Here is a 14023-nt window from a genome sequence, read left to right on the forward strand (position 1 = left end):
TCAGCGCACGGCGGACAGGAACGCGGACCAGGCGGACCGGCCGACGACCAGGACCGGTCCGTCAGGGTTCTTGCTGTCGCGGACGGGAACGGTTTCGTCGTAGCCGGGGGCTATTTCGATGCAGTTGCCCCCGTTGGCGTCGCTGTAGCTGCTCTTGACCCAGGTGAGCTCGTTCCGGTCCATGATGCTCGTACCTCTCCATCGTCTCGTGGATCAGAGCGGCGGACTCGGGAGCCGACAGGGCGTCCGCCCTGAGCACATCATAGGTGTGGCTGTGTCTCGCGAAGAGGGCTGGATCGTCGTTGAAGTGGCCACGGTCCAGCGATTCCGAGTAGACCCAATCGTGCCCGTCGGGCAGCTTGATGAGGGACATGGACCCACTCGGGCGGAACAGGCCGAGGCGGCCGGCCGGTGCGACCTGGATGCGGATGTTGGGCCGCTTCCCGACGCTCAGCAAATGGGCGCACTGGTCCCTCATCACAGCGGAGCTGCCGATCATGTTGCGCAGGCAGCTCTCGTCGAGGACGACGATGTAGAGCGGGCCTCCATCCGTCAAGAAGCGCTGCTGACGGCTCAGTCGGGCCCGTACCCGCTCCTCCACTTCCTCCCCGCTGACGAGCAAGGAGAACAACGCCCGGGCGTAGTCCGCCGTCTGCAACAAGCCCGGCATGACGCGCTCCTGGTACTCCCGAAGGGCGACAGCCTCCTCATCCATCTCGGCCCGTCGCCGGAACCAGTCGGGATGCTCCACCTGCGGATACCAGTCGATCTTCGCCCACAGCCGCGCCAAAACCCCACCCGTGGAAAGAAGTTCGTCGCACGCCTTGGCGAAGGACTCCTGCGGCACCCTCGTACCGGCCTCCACGCGGGCCACGTGCGAGCGGTCGCACGGGATCTGCCGTGCCAGACCCTCCTGCGTGAGCAGCGCCGCCTCCCTGAAGTGCCGCAGCACCTCGCCGAACACGGCCGCCGTACTCGCCCCCGACTCCGCCCCGCCGTTCCGTCGGCTCACGGCATCCCCCTCCGTGACAGTGCACCGGTGTCACACACAAAGCGTTGAAGCGGGTCGTTCCCGTACGCAACGCTCGGTACACACACAGTTACGGAGGTGCGCGAAATGGAACCGGGAACGCTCGTCTACGACCCGCAGACGAACAGGGTCGGCGAGTATCGGGACAGAACCGGCCCGTACGCGATGCTGCGCCCGGTCGGCGGCGGCCGGGAGTGGCAGGCGGACGCGACGCGGATCCGGGAGGCGACCCCGGACGAACGGCTCAGCGCGGGCGTGCGCGCGGTCAACGACCGTTCCCGGGAAGGGTTGTCGGCCGATCCGAACCGGCCTCCGCTGCCGGTGCGGGGGTGCGCGGCGTGCGAGGAGCTGTCGGTCCGGCGGGACAGGGCCCGCGCGGCGTTCGACGCGAGTGCCGTGACGGACGCGAACGTCCTGCTCCGCCAGCATCAACGCGCCGAGCACGGCGGGGAGTCGGCGGGGCGCCGGATCTTCCGGTACGTGCCGTACACGATCGTGCAGGACCCGTCCGCCCTGCCCGAGTACCAGGCGTACTGCGTCTCGGGCGAGGACGCGGACTGCGGGGCGAGTTCGGGGCCGTGCGCGGCGCCCGGCGAGGTGGAGGAGTGGCAGCGCAGGCACACCCAGGAGACCCGGCACCTGCGCTACCGCCGCAGCTTCGCCGACTACGCGGTGCTGGAGCGGCAGGGCGGCTGAGGCCCCGGCCGGGCCTCAGGGCCCCTCGGTCGGTTTCCGCAGCACGGGCGGGAGGTCCTCGACGGACTCCGCGACGACGAGGCGGTAGGCGCCGGTGTCCTCGGCCACCGCGACCGCGACGGCGGGGTCCACGCCCCGTACGGCGAACGCGGTCGTCGGGACCGGGCCCTCGCCGTCGTCGCCGTCCCCGGGCGTGTCGTCGCAGGCCGGGCGGGTCGCGGGGCCGAGCGACCGTCCCAGGGGCACGGTGGTCTCCTCCCCGCCGAGGTACGTGCGGCCGTCGTACTCGACGACGTAGGCGCAGGAGGGCGCGGGTCGCGCGACGTCGTCCGGGGACGAGGGCGCGCAGCCCGCGCTCAGGGCGGCGGCGACGGCCACCAGCGCCGGGGCCCACGTCCCCCGGCCCGCCTTCATCGGTACGCCTTCATCGGTACGCCTCCTCCGGAGCCCTGCTCCCGTACGACGGTCACGTGACGAAGACGTGCGGGGGCCCGGAAGCGTTCAGTTTCCGGGCGGCCCCTGCGCCACGAGCCGGCCGCCGCCCGTCCCGCCCACCGGACCGAGGTCGATCAGCCAGTCGGAGGCCCGGACGACATCGAGGTTGTGCTCGATGGTGACGACCGAGTGCCCGGCGTCGACCAGGCGCTGGAGGACGTCGAGGAGGCGGGCGGTGTCGGCGGAGTGCAGGCCCGTCGTCGGTTCGTCGAGGAGGTACAGGGCGCGGCCGGTCGTGCGCCGGCCCAGTTCCTTCGCGAGTTTCAGGCGCTGGGCCTCACCGCCGGAGAGGGTGGGGGCGGGCTGGCCGAGCGGGAGGTAGCCGAGGCCGACGTCCGCCATGCGGCGCAGCCGGGTCGCCACCGCCGGGACGTCGGCGAACACGGTCAGGGCCTCGTCCACGGTCGCCGCGAGCACCTCGGCGATGTCGTGGCCCTCGTGGCGCACCGACAGCACCTCCGGCCGGAAGCGACGGCCCTTGCAGGTGGGGCAGCGCACCTGCACCGCGGGCAGGAAGTGCATGCGGACGGTGAGGACGCCCGCGCCCTCGCAGCGTTCGCAGCGGCCCCCGGGCACGTTGAAGGAGAAGTGCCCGGCGGTGAGGGCGCCGCGGCTGCGGGCGGCGAAGACCTCGCGGATCGGGGTGAAGACGTCCGAGTAGGTGGCCGCGTTGGAGCGCGGGAGGCGGCTGATGGGCTCCTGGTCGATGAGGACGGCCTTGGACAGGTGCTCCCAGCCGTCGACGCCGTCGTGCTCGGCGGGCAGCTCGCCGGCCCGGTCGAAGTGCCGTCGGGCGGCCCGGCCGAGGATGTCCAGCAGCAGCGTCGACTTGCCGGAGCCGGACGGGCCCGTGACCGTCACCAGGCGGCGCAGCGGGATCCGGACGGTGAGGTCCTTGAGGTTGTGGGCCCGGGCCCCGCGGACCACCAGGGCCGTGTCGCCGTCGCCTCGGGCGCGGGAGCGGGGTGCGGGGAGCCGGCCCGACAGGTACGCGCCGGTCACCGAGCCCTCGGTCCGGGCGACCTCCTGCGGTGTGCCCGCCGCGACGATCCGGCCGCCGTCCCGGCCCGCGCCCGGGCCGACGTCGACCACGTGGTCCGCGGCGCGCAGCACCTCCAGGTCGTGCTCGATGACCAGCACCGTGTTGCCGAGGTCGCGCAGGCGCCGCAGGACGTCGACCAGGCGGGCGGTGTCCGAGGGGTGCAGGCCGATGGTCGGCTCGTCCAGGACGTAGAGGACGCCGGTGAGGCCGGAGCCGAGCAGGGCGGCCAGGCGCAGCCGCTGCGTCTCCCCGGCGGAGAGGCTGGGCGTGGCCTGGCCCAGGGTGAGGTAGCCGACGCCGACGTCCACCAGGCGCCGCACCCGCTCCTCCAGGTCGGCGACGACCGGCTCGACGAGCAGCCACTCGTCACCGGCGGCCCGCTCGCGCAGCCCGGCGAGCCAGGTGCCGAGGTCGGTCAGCGGGAGCTGCGCGGCCTCCACGATGCTCAGGCCGTGCACGGTCACCGCCCGGCTCTCCGCACGCAGCCGCGTGCCGCCGCACTCCGCGCAGGGCTGCTTCACCAGGCCCTGCCGCTCGGCCCGTTCGCGGTACTCGGGGTCGTCGGCGCGTTCGGTGTAGCGGCGCAGCAGCGCCGTCGCGATCCCCTCGAACCGGCCGGCCGCCACGGTCTTCGGCGGTTCGGCGCCGGGGAAGTGCCGCCGGAACTCGGCGCTTTCGACGCCGTGGAGCAGCAAGTCCCTCTCCCGCTCGCTTAGTTCGTCGATCGGCCGGTCCGTGTCGAAGGTGAAGCCGTAGTGCCCGGCGGCGGCCCGCAGCTGGGGCAGGCTCCACTCGGTGAACTTCGCGTTCCAGCCCCGCACTCCGCCCCCGGCGACCGACTCGGCGCCGTCGACCAGGCGCCGCACGTCGGGCCGGATCACCTCGCCCAGGCCGGTGCAGGCGGGGCAGGCGCCGGCGGGCTTGTTGAAGGAGAAGGAGCCCATGACGAGGTCGGGCACGAGGTGGCCGCAGTGCGGGCAGGGCCGCTGCTCGGGTTCGGCGTCCTCGTCGGGTTCGGTGCCGTCGGCGTAGGCGGGCGGGATGTCCTGCCCGCAGCCCGGGCAGGGCCGCACCCCGACGCGCGACCACAGCAGGCGCAGGTAGGTGAAGACCTCCGTGACCGTGCCGACCGTGGAGCGGGGGCTGCGGTTGGTGTGGTGCTGGTCGACGCTGATGGACGGGGACAGGCCGGTGATCGAGTCGACGGCGGGTTTGCTCACGAAGCCGGTGACCATGCCCAGCGACTCCAGGTACTGCCGCTGGCCCTCCTGGTGGAGGGTGTCGAAGGCGAGGGTGGACTTGCCGGAGCCGGACAGGCCGGTCATGACGACCAGCTTGTTCTTCGGCAGGGACAGGGAGACGTTCTTGAGGTTGTTCAGACGCGCACCGGTGACATGAATGCAGGAGTCCATTCCTTCAAGTCTTCCATTGAAGTGCGGTGTTGAGACTTTCGGACCGGACGCACCGCTACTCTCGGCGTAACCTTCAAATCGATGACGAACGACCGCCGCCTCCGCCCCGTCGACCTGGCCCGGCTGGCCGGTGTCTCGACGCAGCAGATCCGCAACTACGAGGACGCCGGGGTGCTCCCTCCCGCGGCGCGCACCGCGTCCGGCTACCGCGTCTTCGGGGACGCGCACCGCCGCGCCCTGCTGGCGTACCGGGCCCTGATGCGTGGCTACGGCCCGCCGACGGCGACGGCGATCATGCGCGCGGTCCACGACGGTGACGTACCGGGCGCGCTCGCCCTGGTCGACGCCGCGCACGCAGCGCTGCACGAGGAGCGGGTGGCCCTGCGGGCGGCGAGCGAGGCCCTGGAACTGCTCGCCCTGGAACCCCCGGCCCCGCTCCCCCGCTCCGGCGGCCTGCGCATCGGCGAGGTCGCCGCGCTGCTGGGCGTACGGACGTCCGCGCTCCGGGTGTGGGAGAGCGCCGGGCTGCTCACCCCGGCCCGCGAGCGCGGCACGGGGTACCGGACCTACGCGCCCGCCGACGTCCGCGACGCCCGGCTGGTGCACACCCTGCGCCGCAGCGACTACCTGTTCGACCAGATCAAACCAATCCTGGACGACCTGCGCCGCGAGGGCAGCACGGAGGCCCTCCGGTCAGCGATCACCACCCGCTGCGAAACCCTCACGACCCGAAGCCGGACGATGATCGAGGGGTCGGGGGCGTTGCACACCTACCTGAACGGCCCGACCGGCTCCGGGGGCGTCACCTCTCCCAGTGAGGGCTCGTGAAGGCGGCGCCGAAGTAGCCCTTCACCTCGCCCACGGTGATGCCGGCGCTCTTGCCGCACAGGTTGACCGAGCCGTTCAGGACGGGGCCGGATGCCGAGCCGCGAGCGGTCCAGACACAGCCGTCGGAGTTCTCGGTGGGGGCGCCGACGACCGTCTCGGCCCTGCCGTCCTTGGTGAGATCGGCGAGGTGGACGGCGCCGCCGAAGCCGTCGCCGGTCTCCGCGGCGCCCGGGACGCCCGCCGTGTCCTGGGTGTAGCCGACCGCCTTGGCCGTGGTCAGCCCGGCCGCCGAACCGCGCAGCAGCACGGCGGTTCCCGCGGAGGCGAGCGAACCGACGGCCTCCTGGGGGGAACCGACCAGGACGTCGGCGTACCCGTCGCCGTCGGCGTCACCGACGCTCAGGGACCGGCCGAACCGGTCGCCCCACTCGGCGGTGCCGGGGACGCCCGGGGTGTCCTGGTGGAAGACCTTCGGCTTCTGCTCGGCCGTGATGCCCAGGGCACTTCCGTAGAGGACCTGGATCTCGCCGCCGCGGTGGGCGGCGGGGGTGGGTCCGTTGGCGACGGAGTCGTCGGACGGAACGCCGGTGACGAGGTCGCCGTATCCGTCACCGTTGACGTCGCCGATCTGCCCGGCGTAGCCGTCGGCGTACGGCAGGTCGATGCCCCGGTTGACGGTCGTGTCCTGCGGGTCGGGGGCTCCGGTGTCGAGGGTCACCGGTCCACGGACGTCGTCGTCGGCGGGACCGGCCAGGTAGAAGCGCTCGGCCCTGCCGTCGCCGTTCACGTCGCCCATGACCGCACCACGGACGTTCTGCCGCCATTCCAGGTAGCGCTCGGCGGCCTGCCCGGTGCGGCTGAAGGGGCCGCTGTAGGAGGCGACGGCACAGAGGTCCGAGGCGACACCGAGCTCTGGGGCCCCGTCACCGTCCATGTCACCGGCGGCGAGCGACGAGCCGAACCCGCAAGAGGACGTGTACTCGTCATAGCCGGCCGGAGGGGAGATGTTCGCGCCGCCCTTCAGCCCGTTCGGCCCGCCCCACACCACGGTCACGGAGCCCCGCGATTCGGCATCGTCCACGTCCTCGTCCGGGGTGCCGACGATCAGGTCCGCGTAGCCGTCGCGGTCCAGGTCGGCACTGGCCACCGTGGCCCCGAAGTGGTCGAACTCCTCGGCGGTGCCGGGGACGCCGGTGGTCGACTGGGTGATGACCGTCCTGCGGGTGGTGCTCACCGAGGAGGCGGAGCCGTACAGCACGACGACCGAACCGGCCGCCTGCACCGTGCCGTTGGTGGCATTCGGAGCCCCGACGGCCAGATCGCGATAGCCGTCGCCGTTGAAGTCGTCCTGTACGGCGGCCGTGTTCGCCCCCTTGTAGGGCGCGGCGGCGGACGAGGCCACCGGCGTGAGGGTGACAGCGGCGGAAGCGGTGAGCACGGCGACGGCCGTGACTGCTCTGCGCAACGGGACTCCTTGTTCTGAACAGCGGACGACCCCATGACACGCGAGGCACGGACAAGGTTGTAAGGCCAAGGTCAGACGACCGTCGCAGGGCGTGGCTCGCCGTGGAAGACCTGCCGGGTATGCCAGTCGCGGTGCTCGGCCGCCACAGGGCTCACGCCCGGTTGCGGCCCGACGAGCGGACGGCCCGAGAGGGCTGTGACGTGCTCCCGCGCGGCGTCACTGTGACCGACGAAGCGCTGCGAGACCAGGATGCGGTGATCGTCCCCCACACCGAGGACGCCCTTGTCGAACAGCTTGTGGTGCAGCGAGCACAGGCACAGCCCGTTCTCGACCTGGTCGGGTCCGCCGAACGCCCACCACCGCACGTGGGCGGCCTCGAGACCGACCGGTACCGCACCGATCCTGCCGTCGTATCCGCAGAAGGCGCACCGGTATTCGTAGGCGGTCAGGACGAGTTCCCTCATCCGCGGATCCCGCCGCCTGCGCACCGCAGCGAGCAGCTCGGCCTCGGCCGGCTCCAGGTCCAGGCCGACGGCTTCGCACAGTTCCCCGTGCAGAGAGGGCGGGAAGTGCAGGTCGAGCAGCAGGCGGGCGATCCTGCCGAGCAGGTCCGGTTCGCGCCGCAGCGCCGCTTGCAACTCCGGGATGAGCCGCCCGGTGGCACCCGACTCACGGAGGTCACGCACCCCGCTGCCCGGGCTGCCGGGCCCGCGGTCGGTACGCACCTCCCAGACACCGTCGCTGGTGAGGTGGTGGAACGGGTAGGCGGGAGTCGTCTTGCGGGGCGGACCGTACTCGCTCAGCAGACGCTGCAGATCGCCCTCCACCGCGGTGTACGGCAAGGGGGCATCGGCGTCCTCCTGGAACCGGCCGAGGGCGTACAGCAGCAACAACGGCTTGTGCGGAGCCCGAACCCCGTTCCTCGCCCACTGCCGCAGGGCCGCCATGCGTTCCAGCCAGTCCATGGCGGTTGATCGTAAAGGGCTTCGGCCGGGTGCGTGATGATGCCTGGTGCACTTAGTGGCACCGCTCCGAGGCCCACAGCAGCTTGCGGTATGCATTCGAAGGTAAATACCGTCGATTGGAGAGCTGATGAGTCACAGCACATGGCGGACGCGCCGGACCCGGCAGCTCGCGGGTGAGGCGGTGGAGTACGACCAGGAGTACGTCGACGCGCGGCTGGCCGGCGATCTCGGGCAGGCGGTCTACGACCGCCGGATCGAGCTCGGCCTGTCCCAGGCCGAACTCGCGGAGCGGGCCGGGATGACTCAGCCCCAGGTCTCCCGGATGGAGGGCGGCGACACCGTGCCGACCCTCCCGCTGCTGCGACGCTTGGCCAAGGCTCTGGACGGCACGCTGCACTTGACGATCGACGAAGGTGACTCGCGTGTCACCTTCACCCCGCACGCCGCCTGAGTCACCGGTGTGAGGACCCTGCCGTAACCCGATGGGTGTTTACGAAGGACCGCAGGTGCCCTCCGGGGTCGCGGCTCACGGCCAGACCAGGCAACAGGGCTGACGCCCCGCCTCCTGCAGGCGCGGTGGCTGAAGTCCTGCCATTCGTGCAGCGAGCGGGAGGAGCGGGGTTGTGACCTTGTTTCCCGGTGAGACGTGCGTTGACCTGCGGGAACTCTTCTTGGCAGCTCTCACGGGTCAACGCCGTTTCCCAAGTCATATGCCCTGGATGGGCCCTCGGGGCAGTGCCTGGGAAGGCACTCGTGTCAGGCTTCGTGCCTAGTGGGCCTTGATGCGGGCAGTGATCCCAGGCGGGCAGTGTCCACGAGATGCCTTGAGCTGTTTGGCAGGTGCGCGATCTGCAACGGTTGATCGAGTATCCGAAGCGCGGCTTCGCCGTCGAGCAGGAAGTGCCAGCGGATGTGTATGACGCTTACGAGCGACTTGTGCGGGCGGGGTTCGACAGCCGTCTTGCCACTGGCTGACGGCGACTCAGTCCCGAAGGTCTTTGACCATGACCGCGTACACCGGCGAGTCGGCGAACGGTTGCTGCAAGCCGACTGTGGCGTATCCCCAAGTCTCGTAGAGTGCTTGGACCTTGGGGTGTGTGACGTCGACCAGCAGCACCGCGAGGTCTTCCGTACGTTCCTTGAGTAGCACCTCGTGCAAGCGGTCGGCGATTCCCTGCTTCCGCCACCTCGGACGCACCATCACTTCGGACACCGCGTAGGTGGAGGAGTAGCCGTTGTTCGGCTCGTACCCGGTGGAGCGCCACCATTCGCGGCCCGGGGCGAGAGGGGCGCCGTAGGCGAAGCCCACAGGTTCGTCTTCGTCGTACGCCACCACGCAGGAGAAGCCGTCCATACCGGTCCAGTGGTCGACGAACCAGGCGAAGCGCTGGTGGAAGGGGTCGTCCATCTGGTCGGCGTAGGCGTCGGCATGTACGTCGATGAGCATCTGCCGGAAGCCTTCGGGGAGGTTCCCGTGCTGAAAGTGACGCAGGTCGGTCACGCTCGGCTCCATTCGGTTCGCATGCGGTCTGCCCAGTCTCTTGCGTAGGAAGTGGAAGGAGCCATGACGAACAGGCCCCGGTGGAAGTCGCCCATGAGTGTGCGCATACGGCCGGGCAACGGGTCACCATCCATGATGGTGAAGACGTCGGTGGCTGAGGCCGTGGCCTGTTCGGCTTCTCCCTGGTGGAGCTGTGCGAGGGCGAGTTGGGCGGTCGCGAGGGCCTTGTTGCGCCGGAAGGCGGTCGGGATTCCGGCCAGGGCGCGGTGCGCCATGGCTTCGGCATGAGCGTGGCGTCCGCTGTTGAACTGGACGATTGCGGCGAGGTGATCAAGTTCGGCCTGCCCGTAGAAGGCGGTCCAGCGCGGACGCCGTCGGTCGGCCACCCTCGTGAAGGTGTCCTGGGCTGATCCCAGTGCACGCAGGCCCGCACGGCCGTCGCCGAGAGCCGCGTATGCGAGGGCGACGCGGACTCGGCCCAGCGAATCGAAGAAGGGGTCTCGGCGAGCCGCTGAGGAAGCTTGTGCAGCCTGGGCCGCTGCGAGCGCTTCGGGCCAGTTCTGCCGTTGATAGGCGAGCATCGAGAGGTTGACCCACACCCGCATTTCGGTGGGACCGTCCTGGGAGAGGCCGGCGTACGCCGCTGATTCGTTCAGGTAGCCCTGGGCCTGGTCGAGGTTCCGAGCATCGATGCAGGACCAGGCGGCGATGGTGGTGTACTCGGCGGCCAGTGCGTACAGGGCTCGGCGGACACGTTCGCCGGCGTTTCGCTGCTGTAGTTCCAGCACCCTGGTGCGGCCCTGGGCGGCGGCCTTCTCCAGTGCCGTGTGTCCGCCCTGACGATCGTCGGCTTCGACAAGGGCGTTCATCCCGGCGGCGACCCGGGCCACGTCCGACATGCCGACGGTCCGGCGTTGGGCCACCAAGGGAACTGCGGCAGCTGCGCTTCCAGTCGCTGAGGTGAGGAAAGTGCGACGCCGCACGGGGTCCTCCTGCGGGTGTTGCATGGTGCGTGGTGCGCTGAACCCTAAGTCCTCGACGGGACAGCCGAATACCCGCTCCAGGGCTGCGCACGTGCGCCCGATGGGGCGGCGGGAGGTCCCATTGAGGAGATTGCGGATTGTGCGGTCGGAGACGTCACCGGGCCTGCCAGTGATCTCTGCCAGCGCAGCGTTCATCCGACCAGCTAATTCTTCCTGGGTGAGCCCGAGTTCCTCCATCCGGCTCTTGAGGATGGCGTTCGCTCCCATGGACCGACCGTAGCCCGGTGGTTACGGGCCGAACCAGACCCGAGGTCATCAGCACGTAAAGTCTTCCGGTTCGCGCAGGTGCTGCGGGACGCGACTTTTCCTGTTCGTCGTCGGCCGCGGGTCGTTGACTCGGTACGAGCCGTTGAGCGGGCGAGATTCCCCTTCCTGCCTCTCGATGGCGTGGAGGAAAGCCCGCTCCTGCGCACCCTTCGCGGGGCGGGCGTCCCAGCCTCGGAGGGATGACCCCGTGACCATGACCGCCGCCAAGCCAACCACGACTGGTGTTCCGGGCTACACCGAGACGATGCCGTGCGAGCCGGAATCCGCGCGCCGCGCACGTCTGCTCGTCTCCTCGGCACTGGGCACCTGGGGCATAGGCGAGTTGGCCGAGGTGGGCACTCTGATCGTTTCGGAGCTGATCAGCAATGCCGTCAGCCACACGGCCTGTTGCTTGATCCGTGTGGTGATTCGGCGCGAGACGACCGAAGTGATTCGGATCGGCGTTGCCGACAACTGCCGAGACACCCCGTCACCGGGCTGTCCTGCAGGTGACTCCGAGGGCGGCCGTGGTCTGCTCCTGGTCGAGTCGCTGAGCTGGCGTTGGGGCTATGACCTGCATCGTTGGGGCAAGCTCGTCTGGGCAGAGCTGCGGGTGCCGGCCGCATGCTGATCTCGCGTATCTCCTTACGACTCCTGCCCTTGGAGGACAGAATCCTGGACGGGCTGCGGAATCCCGGTCCGATCTCGGCGGAGGGCCCGGTGCCCCTTCTAGCGAATCAGTCGAAGAACAGAACATCCGACAGGAAGGAAGACCGTGTTCAACCACATGGATCGATTCCCCACGGGCAGCCCGCTGTCGCAGGGGCATCTGACCGTGGCCCCGTGGGGTCTCCGTCGCCTCGCCCCGTACCCGCCCGTCGACGGCCCCGGCTACGCGACGGTGACGCTAGATCCGGAGACGCAGACCGCCCGGTACTTCGACACTTCCGGGGCGCCCACCATGTCCCCGGGCCATGGCACTTCCTCCGGCACGAATCCCGCGACCGGCACCACGGGCCAGGGCGACCGCAACAGCGACTCCCCGGACAGTGACTCGGGGAACGACACCGATCAGTGACTCTGGTGACGAACGACGATCGTCCGGTCCTGGTCGTCACCAACCTCGACGACCCGACTGCGGACCTCGTGATCGCCGAGCTGCACGACCGGGACGTCCCGGTCGTGCGGTTCGACTCCGGTGACTTCCCCGCCACCCTGTCGTGCTCGGCCGCCATCGGCGGCACCGACAGCTGGCGGGGAAGCATGCAGACCCCGAGCCGACGTGTCGACCTGGGCGCGGTGCGTTCCGTGTACTACCGCCGGCCCTCCGGGTTTGCCTTCCCCCACCTCGACAAGCAGGACGAGCGGTTCGCCGTGGCCCAGGCGCGCTACGGGCTGGGCGGCATTCTGACCTCTCTGCCCGGCTGCCTCTACGTCAACCACCCCAACCGCATCGGCGATGCCGAGTACAAACCAGCCGGGCTCGCGGTAGCGGCGGCGGCCGGCTTCAAGCTTCCGCCGACGTTGATCACCAACGTTCCCGACGACGCACGGGCCTTCATCAGGGCGCACGGTCCGGTCATCTTCAAGCCGATCTCGGTTCCGCTCTATCTGGTCGACGGCAAGGCCCAGACCGTCCCCGTGACCGAGGTGATCACCGACGAGATCGACGACTCCGTGTCGGGCACCATGCACCTCTTCCAGAAACGGGTGGACAAGGTTGCCGACATCAGGGTGACAGTGATCGGCGAGCAGATCTTCGCCGTGCGGATCGACTCCGGTCTCCTTGACTGGCGTACGGACTATGGCACTCACACATACACGCCGCTTGCCGCGTCACCCGCGGCGGAGTGGTCGATGCGTGCCTATCTGAAGCGTTTCGGGCTCGTCTTCGGGGCGTTCGACTTTGCTCTGACGGACCGCGGCGAGTGGATCTTCATCGAGTGCAATCCTTCCGGGCAGTGGGCATGGATGGAGCCGCCGACCGGTCTGCCGATGACTGCGGCACTCGCCGATCTTCTGGAAGGGGGACTCTGTGGCCAATGAGACCGATATCGAGACGGCTGCGGTCGATCTCCGGCGCCGACTCGCCCGGCAACTGGAGAAGGACGGCCGGCTGCGCTCACCTGAGTGGCGGGCTGCTGTGGAGGCCGTGCCCCGGCACAGGTTCATCCCGCGCTTCTACCGGGAGGGCCGTGCCCCGGGCGTCACCACCTGGGAACCGGTCACACCGGAGACGGTCGGCAGGGAAGAGTGGCTCAGGCTCGTCTACACCGACGAGACATGGATGACTCAGTTCGATGGTCGGGACATCGACTGGGCCGACCCGAAGCCGATCAGTAACGCGGCACCGACCTCGTCGTCGACGTTGCCGAGCCTCGTCGTGCGGATGCTCGAGGACCTGGATGTGCAGGACGGCATGAATGTGCTGGAGATCGGCACCGGAACCGGTTACTCGACAGCACTGATGTGCCACCGGCTCGGTAGCGAGAGCGTGACCTCGATCGAGACGGACGAAGGCGTGGCCCGACGAGCCGGCCACGCTCTTGCCGAGTCCGGTCATTCCCCCCACCTGCTGGTGGGGGACGGCCGCGCCGGCCACCCTGACAGAGCCCCATACGACCGGCTGATCGCCACGTGCGGCTTCCGCAGCATCCCGCCTGCTTGGCTGGAGCAGGTCCCCCCGGGCGGCGTCATCCTCACCACCCTGCGCGGCTGGATGCGCTCCCTCGGCCTGGTCAAGCTCATCGTCACCGGTGACAGCGCGAGCGGCTGGTTCAGCGAGGACGACCCAAGCTTCATGATCGCCCGCCAGCAGGACGCACCGGAGAGTCTCGGCATGATTCCGGGCCCCCACGACGGGACGGTACGGAAAGCCGCACGCGGGCCAGAGGTTCTCACCAGCTCCGGGTCGGCGTTCATGGTGCAGCTCGCGGCGCCGGACGCCCGCTTCTTCTCGATGGCGGTCGACGGCGGCGCGGTCAGCACGTTCCTGCTGGACAGCGTTACCGATTCCTTCGCAGCCCTCACTCCCACAGACAGCGGCTGGCAAGTCCGCCAGGGTGGCCCCCGCCGCCTGTGGGACGCGATCGAGTCGGCGGTGGCCACCTGGGAGGAGTACGGCTCACCGAACACCGCGGCCTTCGGCGTGACCGTCTCCCGCGACCGGCAGACCGTCTGGCTCGGGAACCCGCACGGCCCGCAGTGGGCGCTGCCCACCTGAGAGCTCAGAACGCCAACGCGCACCGCCATCAGGATCAGGGAAGAACCGCTGATCAAAAGGGCGAGGTCCGAGCACCT

General features: G+C 69.9%; 15 protein-coding genes and 1 pseudogene. 8 read left to right on the forward strand and 8 right to left on the reverse strand.

The window, feature by feature from the left end; all coding sequences use genetic code 11:
- On the reverse strand, positions 1-114 hold the full coding sequence (locus tag ACPXCS_RS27040; RefSeq protein ID WP_311688065.1) for a DUF397 domain-containing protein: 114 nt from the start codon (positions 112-114) through the stop codon (positions 1-3).
- A complete protein-coding gene (locus tag ACPXCS_RS27045; protein ID WP_425950098.1) occupies positions 62-964 on the reverse strand; it encodes a helix-turn-helix domain-containing protein in 903 nt (300 codons plus the stop codon). The genes ACPXCS_RS27040 and ACPXCS_RS27045 overlap by 53 nt, the downstream gene beginning before the upstream one ends.
- A gap of 153 nt (positions 965-1117) precedes the next feature.
- On the opposite strand from ACPXCS_RS27045, the gene ACPXCS_RS27050 reads away from it, so the two are divergent.
- Complete coding sequence (locus ACPXCS_RS27050; protein ID WP_425950100.1) at positions 1118-1726, forward strand: hypothetical protein; 609 nt, start codon at positions 1118-1120, stop codon at positions 1724-1726.
- A gap of 15 nt (positions 1727-1741) precedes the next feature.
- Here the strand turns inward: ACPXCS_RS27050 and ACPXCS_RS27055 are convergent, their stop codons facing one another.
- Positions 1742-2140: a DUF6281 family protein gene (locus tag ACPXCS_RS27055; protein WP_425950102.1), complete on the reverse strand. Its 399-nt coding sequence runs from the start codon at positions 2138-2140 to the stop codon at positions 1742-1744.
- Positions 2141-2227: 87 nt separating this feature from the next.
- Positions 2228-4675: an excinuclease ABC subunit UvrA gene (gene uvrA / locus ACPXCS_RS27060; RefSeq protein ID WP_425950103.1), complete on the reverse strand. Its 2448-nt coding sequence runs from the start codon at positions 4673-4675 to the stop codon at positions 2228-2230.
- Between the two features lie 81 nt (positions 4676-4756).
- On the opposite strand from uvrA, the gene ACPXCS_RS27065 reads away from it, so the two are divergent.
- A complete protein-coding gene (locus tag ACPXCS_RS27065) occupies positions 4757-5503 on the forward strand; it encodes a MerR family transcriptional regulator (RefSeq protein ID WP_425950105.1) in 747 nt (248 codons plus the stop codon).
- On the opposite strand, the gene ACPXCS_RS27070 is transcribed toward ACPXCS_RS27065, so the two are convergent.
- A complete protein-coding gene (locus tag ACPXCS_RS27070) occupies positions 5478-6968 on the reverse strand; it encodes an FG-GAP-like repeat-containing protein (protein WP_425950107.1) in 1491 nt (496 codons plus the stop codon). The genes ACPXCS_RS27065 and ACPXCS_RS27070 overlap by 26 nt on opposite strands.
- A 71-nt stretch (positions 6969-7039) precedes the next feature.
- On the reverse strand, positions 7040-7933 hold the full coding sequence (locus ACPXCS_RS27075) for a phosphorothioated DNA-binding restriction endonuclease (RefSeq protein WP_425950109.1): 894 nt from the start codon (positions 7931-7933) through the stop codon (positions 7040-7042).
- 127 nt (positions 7934-8060) lie between these two features.
- Between ACPXCS_RS27075 and ACPXCS_RS27080 the strand changes: the two genes are divergently transcribed.
- Positions 8061-8384: a helix-turn-helix domain-containing protein gene (locus ACPXCS_RS27080; protein ID WP_425950111.1), complete on the forward strand. Its 324-nt coding sequence runs from the start codon at positions 8061-8063 to the stop codon at positions 8382-8384.
- 389 nt (positions 8385-8773) lie between these two features.
- Positions 8774-8908: pseudogene (locus ACPXCS_RS27085) on the forward strand (hypothetical protein); the annotation flags it as partial.
- 7 nt (positions 8909-8915) lie between these two features.
- Here the strand turns inward: ACPXCS_RS27085 and ACPXCS_RS27090 are convergent.
- Together ACPXCS_RS27090 and ACPXCS_RS27095 are read right to left on the reverse strand one after the other, a co-directional pair.
- Positions 8916-9446, reverse strand: a complete 531-nt coding sequence (locus ACPXCS_RS27090) for a GNAT family N-acetyltransferase (protein ID WP_425950113.1) — start codon at positions 9444-9446, stop codon at positions 8916-8918.
- A complete protein-coding gene (locus ACPXCS_RS27095; RefSeq protein WP_425950115.1) occupies positions 9431-10684 on the reverse strand; it encodes a helix-turn-helix domain-containing protein in 1254 nt (417 codons plus the stop codon). Before ACPXCS_RS27095 ends, ACPXCS_RS27090 begins: the two co-directional genes overlap by 16 nt.
- Positions 10685-10937: 253 nt before the next feature.
- On the opposite strand from ACPXCS_RS27095, the gene ACPXCS_RS27100 reads away from it, so the two are divergent.
- The 4 genes from ACPXCS_RS27100 (at position 10938) to tgmC (ending at position 13946) form a co-directional block, all read left to right on the forward strand.
- A complete protein-coding gene (locus tag ACPXCS_RS27100) occupies positions 10938-11354 on the forward strand; it encodes an ATP-binding protein (RefSeq protein ID WP_425950208.1) in 417 nt (138 codons plus the stop codon).
- A 144-nt stretch (positions 11355-11498) separates the two neighbouring features.
- Positions 11499-11801, forward strand: a complete 303-nt coding sequence (gene tgmA / locus ACPXCS_RS27105) for a putative ATP-grasp-modified RiPP (RefSeq protein ID WP_425950117.1) — start codon at positions 11499-11501, stop codon at positions 11799-11801.
- A gap of 5 nt (positions 11802-11806) precedes the next feature.
- The gene (gene tgmB / locus ACPXCS_RS27110) at positions 11807-12769 is read left to right on the forward strand and encodes an ATP-grasp ribosomal peptide maturase (RefSeq protein ID WP_425950118.1); all 963 of its coding nucleotides are present in this window, start codon (positions 11807-11809) and stop codon (positions 12767-12769) included.
- Positions 12759-13946: an ATP-grasp peptide maturase system methyltransferase gene (gene tgmC / locus ACPXCS_RS27115; RefSeq protein WP_425950120.1), complete on the forward strand. Its 1188-nt coding sequence runs from the start codon at positions 12759-12761 to the stop codon at positions 13944-13946. Before tgmB ends, tgmC begins: the two co-directional genes overlap by 11 nt.
- Positions 13947-14023 lie beyond the last annotated feature (77 nt).

Origin of the sequence: Streptomyces sp. DT190 (genome assembly GCF_049846985.1) — a bacterium.
Taxonomy (GTDB): domain Bacteria; phylum Actinomycetota; class Actinomycetes; order Streptomycetales; family Streptomycetaceae; genus Streptomyces.